At 36.2% G+C, this 15,953-nt stretch carries 15 protein-coding genes; all 15 read right to left on the bottom strand.

Annotated features, from left to right (window positions below; all coding sequences use genetic code 11):
• Positions 1-12 precede the first annotated feature (12 nt).
• The gene (locus tag LMD38_RS07625) at positions 13-687 is read right to left on the bottom strand and encodes a YggS family pyridoxal phosphate-dependent enzyme (RefSeq protein ID WP_000218173.1); all 675 of its coding nucleotides are present in this window, start codon (positions 685-687) and stop codon (positions 13-15) included.
• Positions 684-1,502, bottom strand: coding sequence for a peptidoglycan editing factor PgeF (gene pgeF / locus LMD38_RS07620; protein ID WP_001209018.1), 819 nt, complete (start codon positions 1,500-1,502; stop codon positions 684-686). The genes LMD38_RS07625 and pgeF overlap by 4 nt, the downstream gene beginning before the upstream one ends.
• A 118-nt stretch (positions 1,503-1,620) precedes the next feature.
• A complete protein-coding gene (locus LMD38_RS07615) occupies positions 1,621-1,905 on the bottom strand; it encodes a YlmC/YmxH family sporulation protein (protein WP_014893538.1) in 285 nt (94 codons plus the stop codon).
• A 167-nt stretch (positions 1,906-2,072) separates the two neighbouring features.
• Entirely contained in the window at positions 2,073-2,852 is a 780-nt protein-coding gene (gene sigG, locus LMD38_RS07610; RefSeq protein WP_000197753.1) for an RNA polymerase sporulation sigma factor SigG, read from the bottom strand.
• 157 nt (positions 2,853-3,009) lie between these two features.
• Entirely contained in the window at positions 3,010-3,729 is a 720-nt protein-coding gene (gene sigE, locus LMD38_RS07605) for an RNA polymerase sporulation sigma factor SigE (RefSeq protein ID WP_000976948.1), read from the bottom strand.
• 19 nt (positions 3,730-3,748) lie between these two features.
• Entirely contained in the window at positions 3,749-4,666 is a 918-nt protein-coding gene (spoIIGA, locus tag LMD38_RS07600) for a sigma-E processing peptidase SpoIIGA (protein ID WP_062821679.1), read from the bottom strand.
• Between the two features lie 323 nt (positions 4,667-4,989).
• Positions 4,990-6,144, bottom strand: a complete 1,155-nt coding sequence (gene ftsZ, locus LMD38_RS07595; RefSeq protein WP_000888991.1) for a cell division protein FtsZ — start codon at positions 6,142-6,144, stop codon at positions 4,990-4,992.
• Positions 6,145-6,183: 39 nt separating this feature from the next.
• Positions 6,184-7,491, bottom strand: coding sequence for a cell division protein FtsA (ftsA, locus tag LMD38_RS07590; RefSeq protein WP_001087553.1), 1,308 nt, complete (start codon positions 7,489-7,491; stop codon positions 6,184-6,186).
• 400 nt (positions 7,492-7,891) lie between these two features.
• Complete coding sequence (gene divIB, locus LMD38_RS07585) at positions 7,892-8,662, bottom strand: cell division protein DivIB (RefSeq protein ID WP_000798232.1); 771 nt, start codon at positions 8,660-8,662, stop codon at positions 7,892-7,894.
• A 98-nt stretch (positions 8,663-8,760) separates the two neighbouring features.
• The gene (murB, locus tag LMD38_RS07580; protein ID WP_048550540.1) at positions 8,761-9,666 is read right to left on the bottom strand and encodes a UDP-N-acetylmuramate dehydrogenase; all 906 of its coding nucleotides are present in this window, start codon (positions 9,664-9,666) and stop codon (positions 8,761-8,763) included.
• A 61-nt stretch (positions 9,667-9,727) separates the two neighbouring features.
• Positions 9,728-10,822 carry an undecaprenyldiphospho-muramoylpentapeptide beta-N-acetylglucosaminyltransferase gene (murG, locus tag LMD38_RS07575; RefSeq protein ID WP_228920239.1) on the bottom strand — a complete coding sequence of 365 codons (1,095 nt, stop codon included), beginning with the start codon at positions 10,820-10,822 and terminating at the stop codon, positions 9,728-9,730.
• Between the two features lie 102 nt (positions 10,823-10,924).
• Positions 10,925-12,016 carry a stage V sporulation protein E gene (spoVE, locus tag LMD38_RS07570; protein WP_000753510.1) on the bottom strand — a complete coding sequence of 364 codons (1,092 nt, stop codon included), beginning with the start codon at positions 12,014-12,016 and terminating at the stop codon, positions 10,925-10,927.
• A gap of 90 nt (positions 12,017-12,106) precedes the next feature.
• Positions 12,107-13,459 (bottom strand): UDP-N-acetylmuramoyl-L-alanine--D-glutamate ligase, encoded by a 1,353-nt coding sequence (gene murD, locus LMD38_RS07565; protein WP_000860122.1) that lies wholly within the window; start codon positions 13,457-13,459, stop codon positions 12,107-12,109.
• A complete protein-coding gene (gene mraY / locus LMD38_RS07560) occupies positions 13,460-14,434 on the bottom strand; it encodes a phospho-N-acetylmuramoyl-pentapeptide-transferase (RefSeq protein ID WP_000893058.1) in 975 nt (324 codons plus the stop codon).
• Positions 14,435-14,456: 22 nt separating this feature from the next.
• Positions 14,457-15,932 carry a UDP-N-acetylmuramoyl-L-alanyl-D-glutamate--2,6-diaminopimelate ligase gene (gene murE, locus LMD38_RS07555; RefSeq protein WP_000766300.1) on the bottom strand — a complete coding sequence of 492 codons (1,476 nt, stop codon included), beginning with the start codon at positions 15,930-15,932 and terminating at the stop codon, positions 14,457-14,459.
• Positions 15,933-15,953: the final 21 nt, after the last annotated feature.

The following is a 15,953-nucleotide window of genomic DNA, read 5'->3' as shown; positions in this document are numbered from 1 at the left end:
TTCTCCTTCCTTTTACGCTTTTCCTACTAAAATCGTCCCCAAACGAATGTATGTAGCACCTTCTTCAATTGCAATGGTGTAATCATTAGACATTCCCATTGATAATTCTTTACATGGCGCATGTAATAATTCTAACTCCTGCACCTCTGTTTGTAGCATACGTAATGTCTTAAAACAGCGTCTGATTTCTTTCTCTTCTTCTGTAAATGGAGCCATTGTCATTAGTCCAACCACTTCAATCTTATCCAATTCTTGCAAACTTTGAATAAAAGAAACGGTTTCTTCTATTGCCAATCCTTGCTTTGATTCTTCAGATGATGTTTTCACTTGAATAAAACATTTCACTTTCTTATCCGCACGTTTTTGAATTTCTTTTGCAAGTGAAAGACGATCTAATGAATGTAAATAATCGATTTCATTAATGATTTCTTTTACTTTTCTCGTTTGTAATGATCCAATAAAATGCCAATTCACTTTTGAACCGAAATGTTCGTACTTCTGTAAGAAACCTTCATTTCTATTTTCACCTAAATCGATAATTCCTGCTTCAATTACTTCGTTTGTTTTTTCAATTCCTACCGTTTTTGTAACCGCAACGAGTTTAATATCTTGCAACGAACGTCCTGCTCGTGCGCAAGATTGTTTAATTGATTCATTTACAGTTGTTAAATTTGTTTGTACTGTCACTTGCTTTCTTCCTCCTTAAAACCTATGAAACTCAACATTCTCCCCGTCTTACCTTGATCACGACGATGAGAGAAAAAGAGTTGCTCTTCACAGCTTGTACAAAGAGATGACATTACAATATTCTCTTCTTTTATGCCTACTTGTAAACATAGTATACGATTAATTTCTTTTAAATTAATTGCATACTGTCCGTCAGAAATTTTTTTATAAGGGACAGAACCGTTTACTACTTGCTCTGCTGCTGTTAGCACTCGATCATCAACAACGTAACAACAAGATCCAATTGCTGGTCCAATCGCAACATGAATTTCATCACTTGAAATCCCTTCTGCATTCCATTTTTGAATCATTTCTTTTGCAATCTCTTTTACAGTCCCTTTCCATCCAGCATGCGCAAGTCCTATCATACCATGTGATGGTGCATAAAAATAGAGTGGAACACAATCCGCGTAACAAGATGTTAGAAGAACATCATTATTAGTCGTATAAATGCCATCTGTTTTTGAAATGCCGTCTTCATATGAATAAACGCCACTTCCTTTTTCCTGTTCTCCTACTTTTTCAACATGATGATCATGAACTTGTTCAGAGCAAATCCAGTTTTCTAATGGTTTTTGTAACTTATTTGCTAAAATGCGTCTATTTTCATGAACGTTCTCCGCAATATCATTCACATGTAATCCTAAATTCATCGCATGAAAGGAGCCCGTACTTACCCCACCATCTTTTGTCGTAAATCCAGCAGTAATGTTCCCAAGTTCTTTCCACGCTTGTAAATACAGTATACCGTCCACATATTTAAATGGCTCTCTCATAATAGCGGCTCCTTTTAATTAAAATAACATAAAAAAGCATGGTACTTCCTGTCTATTTTACCATACTTTTATTTTTTCATAATCCTAACAGAAAAAAAAGAGGAATTTGTAATATTCTTTATGAAATTGTCGGTGTTTGTATTGATTCTGTTACAGAATTAACAGAATTTACTCTAACAAGTATGACATCTTCCCCAATTTTCACAATTTCTTTCCAAGGAATTACAATTTCTATATCTTTCCCAAAGATCCCTAACATACGTGCCTGTTTGGAAATAATAATAGACTCGATTTTTCCTGTGTTCATATCGATTTCGATATCTCCAATATTCCCCAGCCTTTTTCCGTCTGAAACATTTATTATATCTTTCATCTGTAATTCCGAAATTCGTATCACTTTCATCCTCTCCCTTATATATGACGAATCGAAAAAACATTGTTACTCAAATGAACAGGAAGCATCCTCTTGCCAACCTCATATTATTTTCATTATATGAACACAGCTCCCCTACTATGAACGCAAACAAACTATATGACATATAAAAAGGTCTCACCATAAATGGTGAAACCTTATCCTTGAATCGTCTTATTCATTTGTTTAATAGCTGATTTCTCTAAACGTGACACTTGCGCTTGAGAAATCCCAATTTCTTCTGCAACTTCCATTTGTGTTTTTCCTTGGAAGAAACGTTTTCGAATAATCATTTTCTCACGATCATTTAAACGCTTCATTCCTTCTTTTAGAGCTAACTCTTCAACCCACTGCTCGTCCTTTTGTTTTTCATCACTTAACTGATCCATAACAAATATAGGATCTCCCCCATCGTTATAAATCGGCTCAAATAATGAAACTGGATCTTGAATTGCATCTAAAGCAAAAACAATTTCTTCATGAGTCACTTCAAGCACTTTTGCAATATCCATTGCTGTCGGTTCTTTTGAATTTTCTGCAATCAACTTTTCTCTTACTTGTAACGCTTTATACGCAATATCTCGTAAGGAGCGAGATACGCGAATCGGATTGTTATCACGCAAATATCTGCGTATTTCCCCAATAATCATCGGCACAGCATACGTTGAAAATTTTACATTTTGGCCTAAATCAAAGTTATCAATGGATTTCATAAGTCCGATACAACCAACTTGAAATAAATCGTCAACATATTCTCCTCTGTTATTAAATCTTTGGATGACGCTCAGTACAAGACGTAAGTTTCCATTCACTAATTTCTCTCTTGCGCTTATCTCTCCACTTTGCATTTCACGAAATAATTTACGCATTTCATCATTTTTTAGTACGGGAAGTTTAGCTGTATCAACACCGCAAATTTCTACTTTGTTTCTCGTCAAAGTGTTCCCTCCTATCGGGAGTTGCTGTACAGTGTAAAGTATTTCCTTTGAAGGGGATTTTATGCATGCGGTTTTCTCTTCATTTTTCATTTTAGTTGTCCTTCCTCATACAACTAAATAGAATAAGACCAGCCTAGATAACGGCTGGCCTTACTCTTTACACCATTTTATTAAATTCTTTTCGTAATCTTTTTATGATTCTTTTTTCTAAACGCGAAATGTATGACTGTGAAATCCCAAGCATATCCGCTACATCTTTTTGCGTCTTTTCCTCTCCTCCAGCAAGCCCAAACCGAAGTTCCATAATTTGTTTTTCACGATCATTTAATTGATGTAATGCTTTCATTAGAAGATGACGATCCACAGTCGCTTCTAAATCTTTTGTAATAATATCATCGTCTGTACCTAATACATCTGATAATAAAAGTTCGTTTCCATCCCAATCGATGTTAAGCGGTTCATCAAAAGAAACTTCTGAACGATTTTTATTATTCCTGCGCAAATGCATTAAAATTTCATTTTCGATACAACGTGAGGCATATGTTGCTAATTTTATTTTCTTTTCTGGATTAAATGTATTTACCGCTTTAATAAGACCAATTGTTCCAATGCTAATCAAATCTTCAATATTTATCCCTGTATTTTCAAATTTTCTTGCTATATATACGACTAGCCGTAAGTTGCGTTCAATCAGTAACGATCTTGCCGCCTGATCTCCTTTTGGCAATTTATTTAAAAGAACTTCCTCTTCTTCTTTCGTTAACGGCGGTGGTAACGCTTCACTTCCACCAATGTAATAAATTTCATCGGTCTTAATTCCTAATTTCAGCAATACTTTATACCAAAGGTATACTAAATAAAATTTTAATTTCATCATATTATCCCGCCTCCCATTATTAAGCAATTACCATTTTTTGCGAAATTAACATTTTCGGATGCACAATACATTGATACTCTCCATTGGTTGATAACTGTTGTGTATTTAATCCAATCAATACTTTGTTCACAACGATAGAACTTCCTTCATGATAAATTTGTACACTATCTGGCTTAATTGCCCATAAAAATTGACTTTCTACTCCCACTGCTCGGAAAGGAATTAAGCGTAATTTTGTCGCCCACCCAGAATCATTTTCTGGTATTTGAGGAATTTCTGTTTTGGAATAAATTTGTTCTGTTAACCAAGCCGGCAAACAATGTTCTAACGATGAAATATGCATAATCATAACAGGTGTTTTCGTTAACGGGTCGTAAAGTTGATTTCCACTATCAATTAAGCCTGCAAGTTCTAGCTCCTCTTCAGCTACTTGAACTTTCAATTTCACAATTTGATCATAGTGTATTTTTGTAACCTCTACGCTTTCAATCCGCTTTTTAGAAAAATAATAAATGACTGGAAAACCAAAAATAACAAACAACCAGCTAATTGGGTCACCGTAAGAAATTGATTGAGATTGAACCAACCCATTTACCATTTCATTCGTTTGCAAGAAGAAATGAGTGCCCATTAACCCTCCGCCAACCATAAAGGTTACAAAGTAAAAAGTAAAAACAGTTTGTGCATAATTTCTAAATGTTGTAAACCCAAATGCTGTATACACAATAAGTAACGAGTACAGTAGTTTCATAATTGGATGTGTCATCACAGAAGCAAAAGGAGTAAAGGCAAAAATAACAATGGTTGAACCTATCAATGCCCCTAACACAAGCCTCCATCTTTTGATCTTCTTTTTTAACACGGTAGCTGTTAATAAAAGTAAAAGAAAATCAATGCAGGCGTTTAACAACCAAACAACGTCGGCGTAAACAACCAAACAATTCACCTCTTTTTTTAAGTTGAGACTAGTATAATGCATATCCAATAGGAAAGTGTGTCAATTTGCGGAGGTGTTTTTTTGTTATTTTGTGCTTTCTAGACATAATCTGTCGGTAAAAAATAAAAGTATATGTTTCATAGAATGCTATCTTTTTTTCAAACTTTAATCAGTGGGGGTTTTCTTCATCCCCCCACTGATTATTAGCCCTCACCAATTGGGCTACCCAGCAAAAAGCGGAATAAATTACAATAAAAAAAGACCTGCTTAGCAGATCTTTTCCCTGTATAAAACAAAAAAGGAGCATAAATGCTCCTTTTCTTTTATCGTCTACGACGATTACGTAAGAATGCTGGAATATCGATATCATCTGAATCTGAATGACGCTCATGTACAACCGGCTCTTCACGCTTCATTTCACGTTTTACTTCACGTTGTTTTGGTGGTTGAGCTACTGGCTGTTGCTGTTGTTGCGTGTGATTCACATTCGGACGGATAATTGGTTTTGGTGGTTGAGTTGCAATTGTATCATCAAAACCAGTTGCAATTACAGTTACAACGATATCATCTTTTAATCCTTCATTAATAACCGAACCGAAGATCATATTTACTTCTGGATCTGAAGCTGAAGCTACAATGTCTGCCGCTTCTTGTACTTCATATAAGCTTAAGTTAGCTCCACCCGTAATGTTCATGATAACACCTTGAGCTCCATCAATAGATGTTTCTAATAATGGACTAGAAATCGCTTTTTTCGCAGCTTCAGCAGCACGATTTTCTCCATTACCAGAACCAATACCCATTAAAGCAGAACCTCTATTAGACATAATTGTCTTTACGTCTGCGAAGTCTAAGTTAATTAAACCTGGTGTTGCAATTAAATCAGAAATACCTTGAACACCTTGACGTAATACGTTATCTGCTTCACGGAATGCCTCTAACATTGGCGTGTTTTTATCAACAATCTCTAATAAGCGATCGTTTGGAATTACAATAAGTGTATCTACATTTTCTTTAAATGCCGCAATACCAGATGCCGCTTGTGTTGCACGCTTACGTCCTTCAAATGTAAATGGTCGTGTTACAACACCAACTGTTAATGCACCTAATTCTTTTGCCACTTGAGCAACAACTGGAGCTGCACCAGTTCCAGTTCCGCCGCCCATACCAGCAGTTACGAATACCATATCAGCACCACGAAGTGCTTCTTGGATCTGTTCTTTACTTTCTTCTGCTGCTTTTTTCCCTACTTCAGGGTTTGCACCTGCACCAAGTCCACGTGTTAATTTTCCACCAATTTGCATTTTCGTTTCAGCTTTTGATAGATTTAATGCTTGTGCATCAGTATTTACAGCGATAAAGTCTACACCTTGTACACCGTGTTCAATCATACGGTTTACAGCATTGTTTCCGCCACCGCCGACACCGATAACTTTTATATTCGCTAATTGATCTTGAGTAGTATCAAACTCTAACATGTCGAAATCCCCCTAGAACCTCATTTTTCGTGTCCAATTTTAATCCCATAAATAACGGAATACACGTTTTACTTTTGACATCATACGGTCATCATTTTGATTATTATTGTTTTGATTACGCGTTTTTTGTTTCGCAGGTTGCTGTTGTACCGGCGTTGGAGCTGGTGCTGGTACTGGTTCAAAATGCTCTTGTTTTTCCTGCACATTTTTCCCACGCAACTTAGCTTTTTGATAAGAATGTTTAATTAATCCTACTCCACTTGTATATTGGGGCTCACGCACGCCAATATAATCAGGAGTTGCTATACGAACATTTTCATGTAAAATATCATATGCAAGATCAAGAACACCTGGCATAGAAGCAATTCCACCAGTTAGTACATAACCAGAAGCTACTTGCTTTACTCCTAACTTACGCACTTCATCTTGAACAAACATTAAAATTTCCTCTACACGAGCCTCTATTATATCCGATAATTCCAACTGAGAATATTGTTCTGTTTGATCGCTTCCCATAATAGGAACCGTAAACATCTCTTCTTCCGACGCTGTATCATAAAAAGCATGTCCATATTTCAACTTAATTTGATCTGCATTTTCTGTTGAAGTTTTCAACCCAATCGCAATATCTTTCGTTATATGGTCTCCACCTAATGGTAATACGCTCGTTGCTTGTAACTCTCCATCTTTAAAAATAGATAAAGTTGTAGATCCTCCCCCCATATCAACAAGGGCTACTCCTCTATTTTTTTCATCTGAAGATATAGCAACTGTTGCAGCCGCTAAAGGTTGAAGACAAATATCAACAATTTCAAGACCTGCTTTTTCTACACAACGAAGTAGGTTATGTAGTAAAGTTCTCGAGCCTGTAATAAGTGTACCTTCCATTTCTAATCTTACACCGATCATCCCGCGCGGATCGTTAATCTCGTCAAGACCGTCTACAATGAACTGTCGAGGTACCACATCAATAAACTCACGTTCTGGAGCAATTGACACAACTTGTGCTGCATCTAGAACGCGTAAGACATCTTCATTCCCGATTTCACGATCTTCATTTGAAACAGCGACTACTCCGTGACACGGAAGTAGCTGTACCTGGTTTGCATTGACACCTACTACAACTTGCTCAATGTGGATTCCCACCATGCGCTCAGCTTGTTCAATTGCTTTTTTAATTGATCGAACAGTCTCGTCTATATCAACTATCGATCCTTTCTTTAAACCATTTGATTTTACATTTCCAACACCAATAATGTTTAAGCTGTCATTAACCATTTCACCAATGATGACTTTAACATTGGATGTACCGATGTCAAGACTAACATATATTTCATTGCTGTTCATTCTTTGGCACCTCCTTCTTTATTTATACCATACAACTCAATATATGGAACAACAATCGCAACTTTACTATTTATAAGAAAAATATTCAACGTCTTTATACGTTTCCCTTTTTTAACCCTATATTTTTCTTATTTTTATTTAACATTCATTTAAGAATATTGCAGTAAACTGTGAATAACTGCTTATCTTGAAATAATTCTATTTCAAGTGTAAAGATTACCGCCAAGTATAAGTCTACACTAAGATGTACTCATAGAAAAGTGAAACTTGTACCAATCCTAGTATGAATCTAAGAATTTTTACATATTTTTCATCAAATGAACCATTCTTGTAAATTCCTATGCACCAAGCAGAACATTCGTTTCGTTTTTTCTACAATAACGTAGTGAAAACTATCATTCTATTCTTTTTTTTCTTCTGCTCCTAATTCTTTCGTATACGCCCCTACTTCTAAGTCAATTAATACCTTTTTACCTGGCTCAATTGTTTTTAAGATAAGTGGATAAGCTTCCATACGTTTTGCGAAATTTTGAATCGTAGTGCTCACTTCATACCCTTCATTCATATATAAAGTAAGGTGGTCTTCATTCGCATTTGTCGGTGAATAACGAATTTCAGAAATAGACCTTAAAATAGTTGGTGTTAATTTTTCAAGCTCAGCAATTAACTCCTTCATTTTCTCCTCTTTAAAAGGTTCAAAAATTGGCGCTGCAACAGGAAGTTTTCCGTTCGGGAGTACATCAAGTGTTTTCCCGTTCTCTAATAACGGTTGTAATTTCCCATCTTTGTTTATATAACCAATTGTTAAATATTCTTCAATATGAACGTCAATTTTATTTGGAAAACGCTTCTTTACATTTACTGCTTTAATTTCTTTTCGTTTCGTTAAGTTTTCTTCTGCTTTATGTGCTGTCACTCGGAAATAACTTGTATCATATGTCACACCTGATTCCTTCATCACTTGTTCATCTGTCATATAATGATTTCCAAACACGCTTATCTTTTTTATATTGCTAAGCGGAGACCGAAAATAAATTAAAAAGAGCACTAATAAAAATAAAATTGATATGTATAAAATCAACCGATGATTAACATTTTTCTTGTTTTTTTTCTGTTGATTTTTTAACTTTGGTACACGATCCTGTAGTTTAATCACTTTACTATTTTTCATGTACGATCCCCCTACGTAACATAAAGAACGGCATGTTCCTCATGCCGTTCTTATCTTCTTATTATAACATAAATGATAATGAGCGGAACGAATAACCGTTATCTTCCAATGATTTCTACTTCTGTATGCATTTCTACGCTAAATTTATCCTTGATTGTTTGTTTTACTAATGCTATTAAAGATAATACATCTTGCGCGCTAGCTCCACCAGTATTAATAATGAAGTTCCCATGCATTTCAGAAATTTGAGCTCCACCTATTTGATAACCACGAAGCCCCGCCTTCTCTATTAAATCTCCGGCAAAGTATGGAATTGGATTCCGAAACACACTTCCTGCACAAGGGTGATTCCATGGCTGTGTTTCACGACGGTAATCTTTATTCTTTTGCATGACACTTACAATTCCCTCACGCTCTCCTATCTGCAATTGAAACTCAGCTTCCAAAACAATACCAGGACGTTTCGTTTGCAATACAGATGTACGATAGGAAAACTCCATTTCTTCATGCGTTAACCAGTCAATTGTTCCATCTTCAAACAAAATAAGAGCTTTTGAGAATATGTTTGATATATCCGATTTATGTGCTCCTGCATTCATATACACTGCACCGCCAACACTTCCTGGAATACCACTTGCGAACTCCAGACCAGCTAGCCCTTGACGACTAAGTAAAGTTGATAATTTAATCAGGGGATACCCACCACCAACTCTTACTCTATGTTTTTCGACTTCTAAGTGGTCTAATCCTTCTCCTAAACGAATAACGACACCTTCTATACCTAGATCAGATACAAGAAGGTTCGAACCGCGACCAATTACAGTCCACTTTGTTTTATATTTCTTTACTAACTGCAACGTTTTTTCAATACCGGCAACATGCTTTGGCACAATTAAAATATCAGCTGGTCCACCTATTTTCATAGTTGTATAACGTGCTAACGGTTCATCCACTAACACACGACCAACATTTGCTTCTATAAGCTCATTTACTAATTGCTCCATAAACAATCTCCCCCATACTAAGCATCCTTATTACAGTAGTATGCAGGGCGTTCACCTAACGTTATTTTTTTACAAGCTTACTCATGACTTCATACAGCTTATTTGCTGCATCTGGAATACCTAATTGCCCAGCAGCAAGCTTCATATTTTGTAATGTTTGTGCATCTAATAGAATCTCATCAATATCACGAATAAGTGTTTCAGCTGTTAAATCTTTTTCAAGCAACATTTTTGCTGCTCCTTTATCGACAACAGAACGTGCATTTTTTTCCTGATGGTTATTTGTTACATAAGGACTCGGAATTAACACACTTGGCTTACCTAACGCTGTTAATTCTGCAAGTGTTGTTGCTCCAGCCCTTGAGACAACCAGGTCTACACCGGTAAGTACTTCTGGCATATTATGAATGAAAGGTTTAATAATAACATTATTCGGATTCCCTTTTTGCTTCACTGCATCCATCACTTTGTCGTAATGAACTTCACCTGTTACATACAATATTTCGTAACTTTTATTTCCAAACTGTTCAATTGCCTCTACGAAAGCATCGTTAATTGGTCTAGCCCCACGGCTGCCACCAAAAATAAGCACGGATTTTTTAGGAAGAGATAAACCTACTGAACGTTTTCCCTTCATTCCATTTTGATCCATTACTTCTGACGCTCTTGGGTTTCCTGTCATGACCACTTTTGACTGCGGAAAATGTTCTGCAGCCGCTTCAAAACAAACTGCAACTTTATCAACATAGCGGCTTAAAAATTTATTCGTTACACCAGGTACACTATTTTGTTCATGTACAATAGTTGGAATACCTAATTTTGCCGCAGCATATACAACAGGTCCACATACGTATCCACCTGTTCCAATTACAATATCTGGATTAAAACGACGAATATATCGTTTACTATCTTGTACACCTTTTAGGAAACGCATCACCGTTTTCACGTTATCTAACGATATTTTACGCTTAAATCCACTTATAACAATAGATTGAAACGGTATACCTGCTTTGGGCACGATTGTGCTCTCTAATCCATTCTCCGTACCAATATATAAAAACCTTGCTTCCGGATTTAATTTTTTTATTTCTCTTATTAAAGCAAGAGCCGGATAAATATGACCTCCAGTGCCCCCACCACTTACTAATACACGCACTACTAACTCCTCCGCTTCTCTTTTTCTTATTACAGTATTTATTTCTATATACATATTGTTTCTTCGTACACATACGAAAAACCCTGTCTTATAAAACAGGGTTTAGTAGCGAGAATGGCGACTTATATTTAATAATACACCTACTGCCATTAACATTAATGTCAAACTTGATCCACCATAACTTAAAAACGGCAAAGTAATACCCGTAACAGGCATCAATCCTGTTACAACACCAACATTAATCATTACTTGAATCGCAATCATCGCCACAATACCTACTGCTAAAAACGTACCATATAAATCTGGCGCTCCTAAAGCTATACGAATCCCACGCCATAATAATAGACTAAATAATAATAACACAAATGAACCACCAATAAAACCTAATTCCTCGGATAAGATTGCAAATATAAAGTCTGTTTGCGGTTCAGGTAAATAAAGAAACTTTTGTCTACTTTGTCCAAGTCCAAGCCCGAATAATCCACCTGGTCCAATTGCGAGTAACGATTGAATAATTTGAAATCCACTTCCAAGCGGATCTGACCACGGGTCTAAATATGATGTAATACGTTTCATCCGATACGGTGCTGATGCAATTAGCCCTACAAATCCTGCTACACCAAGCAAACCAAACATTGCAAAGTGAAAGACCCTTGCTCCTGAGATAAATATCATAATGATACATGTCCCAACCATTACCGTTCCTGTGCCAAGGTCCGGCTGTAACATAATCATTCCGAAAGCAAGAAATACAAAACCTAGAGCTGGTAGTAAACCACGTTTAAAAGAGGTAATTAATTTTTGTCGTTCCGCTAAAAATTTCGCTAAGAAAATAATCATCGCAAACTTCATAAATTCGGACGGTTGAATGGAAAATGCCCCGATTCCAATCCAACTTCGCGCTCCTCCTCGAACAAGACCTACTCCAGGAATAAGAACGAGAATAAGAAGAATGAAGCAAACTAGCAAAATTACTTTTGAATACGTACGCCACACCCAATAATCAATTTTCATAATAAAAAACATAGCCACTACACCAAGACCTGCGAATAGCAATTGCCTTTTTGCAAAAAAGAATGAGTCCCCCATTTTATAAGAGGCCCAAACCGCACTCGCACTATAAACCATAATCATTCCGATTGTTAACAACGCAAGTGTAACGATGATGAGAATAAAATCAGGCGTTTTCTTCATTACCCATAAACACCACCTCTTTAGGCAGAAACTTTTGCCCTATGTAACAAAACATCAGTAGGTGTTAGCCTACTGATGTTTTGATTTACTTTATATAAGTTTATGCACAGCTTGTATAAAAATGTCTCCTCTTTCTTCAAATGTTTTAAATTGATCCCAGCTTGCACATGCTGGAGAAAGAAGAATTACATCGCCATCTGTAGAATGAGCATATGCTTTCACTACAGCTTCATCTAAAGTATCGACACTTTCAATTGTATCTAATCCCGCTTTTTCTGCAGCTCTTACTAATTTTGGAGCTGTTTGTCCAAATGTTACAATCGCTTTAACATTTTTGAAATACGGAATTAAATCATCGAATTCATTTCCACGATCCAGCCCACCTGCTAATAACACAGTCGGTTGTGTAAACGCAGATAAAGCTTTCTCTGTCGCTAACATATTCGTTGCTTTTGAGTCATTATAAAACTTACGGTTGTTTATAGTTGTTACATATTCTAAACGATGTTTTACACCTGTAAAACGTTTTAAAACTGCCGTAATCGCTTCATTAGAAACACCCAATAATTTTGCGATACTCATCGCTGCTAAAATATTTTCTAAATTATGTTGACCAGGTAAAACGATATCACCTACTTCAACAACTTTTTCACCTTTAAAATAAAGAGCATTATCTTTTATGCACGCACCATCTTCAATTTCTTTCGTTGTTGAGAACAGTACTTTTTGACCTTTACTATAAGCAGATAAAGCCATCACATCTGCATCATCTGCATTTATTACACTATAATCATTTTCTGTTTGGTTTTTAAAAATATTTGCTTTTGCTAAGCCATATTCTTTTTTCGTCCCATGATAATCTAAATGGGCCTCAAATAAATTTAAAAACGCAGCAATTTTAGGTTGGAACAATTCTACTCCCATCAATTGGAACGATGAAAGCTCTGTAACTACAACTTCATTTTCTTTTGCATCCTGTGCTACTTCACACGCAACAGTTCCAATGTTCCCTGCAATTACGGGATGCTTTTGTCCTTCTTTTAGCATTTCAAATGTAAGCATTGTCGTCGTCGTTTTACCGTTAGACCCCGTAATCCCAACAAATGGTGCTTCTGAAATACGATATGCTAATTCAACTTCCGTAACAATTGGAATTTGCTTTTCTTTCGCAGCAACTAATATTGGATTAGAATACGGGATTCCTGGATTTTTTACTACAAGAGAAATATTTCTCTCTAATAATTCTAAAGGATGACCACCGCATACAACATCCATTCCTTTTGCTTGTAATTCTGCAGCAAGTACATTCTCTGCTAAAGGCTTTCCGTCATTTACAATAACATTTGCCCCTAACTTTTGTAACAATGTAGCTGCTGCATAACCACTTTTTGCAATGCCTAATACAAGAATATTCTTATTTTGAAATTCAGTTACAGTTTTCAATTACATCCACACCCCGATATAAATTCCTAACACAGCTAATAAAAATCCTACAGACCAAAACGTCACAACAACACGCCATTCTGACCAACCACATAATTCATAATGATGGTGTAATGGACTCATTTTAAAGACACGTTTCCCTGTTGTTTTAAACGAAATAACCTGAATAATAACCGATAAAGTTTCCATTACGAATACTCCGCCAATGATTACAAGTAGCAATTCTTGTTTTAATAAAATTGCTACAGCTGCAATGGCTCCACCTAAAGCTAATGAACCTGTATCTCCCATAAACACTTTTGCTGGATTCGCATTGAATACTAAAAATCCAAGTACAGCTCCTACAACTGCCATACAGAATATCGCTACTCCAAATTGCTCTTGTGCCACAGCAATAATACTAAATGCTCCAAATGCAATAGCAGCTGTTCCTGATAATAAACCATCTAAACCGTCAGTTAAGTTAACTGCATTCGATCCACCAATAAGCATAAATAGTACAAGTACAAAATACGCCCAACCTAATTCAAACTTAACATCCGTTCCCGGAATCATGATGTATGTGTGGAACGCTTGCCCTTTTCCAATTAAAAAGAACGCAATAGCAATAACAAGCTGACCTACTAATTTTTGTTTTGATGTTAAACCAAGATTTCTCTTCTTAACTACCTTTATGTAGTCATCTAAAAATCCAATCAATCCGTAACCAAATGTCACTAATAGTAATAACGATACCTCTGCACCTAAATGATTAAACTTAATCGCCATAATAAGTGAAGTTACCATCATAGATACGTATATGACGATACCACCCATTGTCGGTGTCCCTGATTTTTTTTGATGTGATTTTGGTCCCTCATCACGAATACTCTGTCCGAACTTTAATTTTCTTAAAAATGGAATAAACAATGGCGAAAGGGCAACAGAAATTAAGAATGCTACCCCAGCCGTTACTAATAAACCTTGCTCAAGCACATGTAGTCCTCCTCTCACGTTGTTACTCTTCGTTGTTTAAACGCTCTGTAATTGCTTCTTTAGCGATTTCACGATCGTCAAAATGATGAACATCTTTACCAATAATTTGATATGTTTCATGACCCTTACCAGCAATAATGATGATATCTTCAGCTTTTGCGTTAGCAATTGCATGGTATATCGCTTCTTTTCTATCAATAATTACTTCATAATTATTTCCATTTGCACCATGTACCATATCATCTAAAATAGCTCCTGGCTCTTCACTTCTTGGATTATCTGAAGTGTAAATAGCGTGAGTTGCATATCGTGTTGCAACACTTGCCATGATTGGTCTCTTCGTTCTATCTCTATCACCGCCACAACCGACGATGCAATATACGTCACCTTTTGCAAACTGTTTTGCTGTTTTCAATACATTTTCTAAGCTATCTGGTGTATGTGCATAATCAACAATAACTGTATAATTTTGTCCACCATCAACCACTTCAAAACGTCCTGGAACTCCAGCTAGTTCCTTTATTACATCAATGATTGTTTCTAAACTTACACCAGAAACAAGTCCTGCCGCTGTCGCAGCTAGTACGTTATATACATTAAATTTCCCAATTAATTTCATCGTAACATTTACACTCTCATACGGTGTTACAAGCGTAAATGTAGTTCCACCACTTGTCATAACGATATCTTTGGCCATAACATCACTTGTTGTATCAATTCCATACGTTACAACAGTTGCTGCAGTACTTCTCATATATTCCGCTGTTACAGCATCATCGTTATTCAATACCGCGTATTTTTCACGATTATGATTATAACTATTGCCAAGTTGCGCAAATAGCAACCCTTTTGCATGTTTATATTCTTCCATCGTTTTATGATAGTCTAAATGATCTTGTGTTAAATTTGTAAACACTGCTACATCGTAATCACATCCGTGTACACGGCCAAGATCTAAAGCATGTGACGAAACTTCCATTACTGTGCTATCCACACCGTGTTCAACCATTTTTGCAAACGTCTGTTGAAGTGTTAGTGCATCTGGTGTTGTATTTTTCACCTCAAATGTTTCATCACCGATTTTCATATTAATCGTTCCAATTAGCCCCGTTTTATGACCATGTGCGCGCATAATCTCATCCATAATATGCGATGTTGTTGTCTTTCCATTTGTACCTGTAATACCGATTAAATGTAACTTGTGTGTTGGTTGACCATAAAAATAATCAGCTAAAACCGCTAACGAACGAAAAGTATTTTTCACAAGTACAACTGGAACGTCAACATCAATTGGTCTTTCCGCAACAATAGCAGCCGCTCCTTGTGCCGCTGCTTGCTTAGCAAAATCATGGCTATCAACCGTATATCCTTTCATACATACAAATAAGCTTCCTTCTTTCACTTTACGTGAATCAGCTTCTATAGATGTGATTTCTGGATTTTCTTTTGGAACAACTGGAAAATCATGCAAACATGATACAAGTGTATGCAACTTCATTTCACTAAACCCTCTCTACAT

Origin of the sequence: Bacillus pacificus (genome assembly GCF_020861345.1) — a bacterium.
Lineage (GTDB): Bacteria > Bacillota > Bacilli > Bacillales > Bacillaceae_G > Bacillus_A > Bacillus_A pacificus.
This window is presented reverse-complemented; position numbering and strand designations above follow the sequence as displayed.

What these genes read in the sequence shown, in the direction of transcription:
- pgeF (WP_001209018.1), bottom strand. Translation starts at nt 1,502, where the DNA reads ATGAGAGAGCCATTTAAATATGTGGACGGTATACTGTATTTACAAGCG.
- LMD38_RS07615 (WP_014893538.1), bottom strand. Translation starts at nt 1,905, where the DNA reads ATGAAAGTGATACGAATTTCGGAATTACAGATGAAAGATATAATAAAT.
- sigE (WP_000976948.1), bottom strand. Translation starts at nt 3,729, where the DNA reads ATGATGAAATTAAAATTTTATTTAGTATACCTTTGGTATAAAGTATTG.
- ftsZ (WP_000888991.1), bottom strand. Translation starts at nt 6,144, where the DNA reads ATGTTAGAGTTTGATACTACTCAAGATCAATTAGCGAATATAAAAGTT.
- ftsA (WP_001087553.1), bottom strand. Translation starts at nt 7,491, where the DNA reads ATGAACAGCAATGAAATATATGTTAGTCTTGACATCGGTACATCCAAT.
- divIB (WP_000798232.1), bottom strand. Translation starts at nt 8,662, where the DNA reads ATGAAAAATAGTAAAGTGATTAAACTACAGGATCGTGTACCAAAGTTA.
- murB (WP_048550540.1), bottom strand. Translation starts at nt 9,666, where the DNA reads ATGGAGCAATTAGTAAATGAGCTTATAGAAGCAAATGTTGGTCGTGTG.
- spoVE (WP_000753510.1), bottom strand. Translation starts at nt 12,016, where the DNA reads ATGAAGAAAACGCCTGATTTTATTCTCATCATCGTTACACTTGCGTTG.
- murE (WP_000766300.1), bottom strand. Translation starts at nt 15,932, where the DNA reads ATGAAGTTGCATACACTTGTATCATGTTTGCATGATTTTCCAGTTGTT.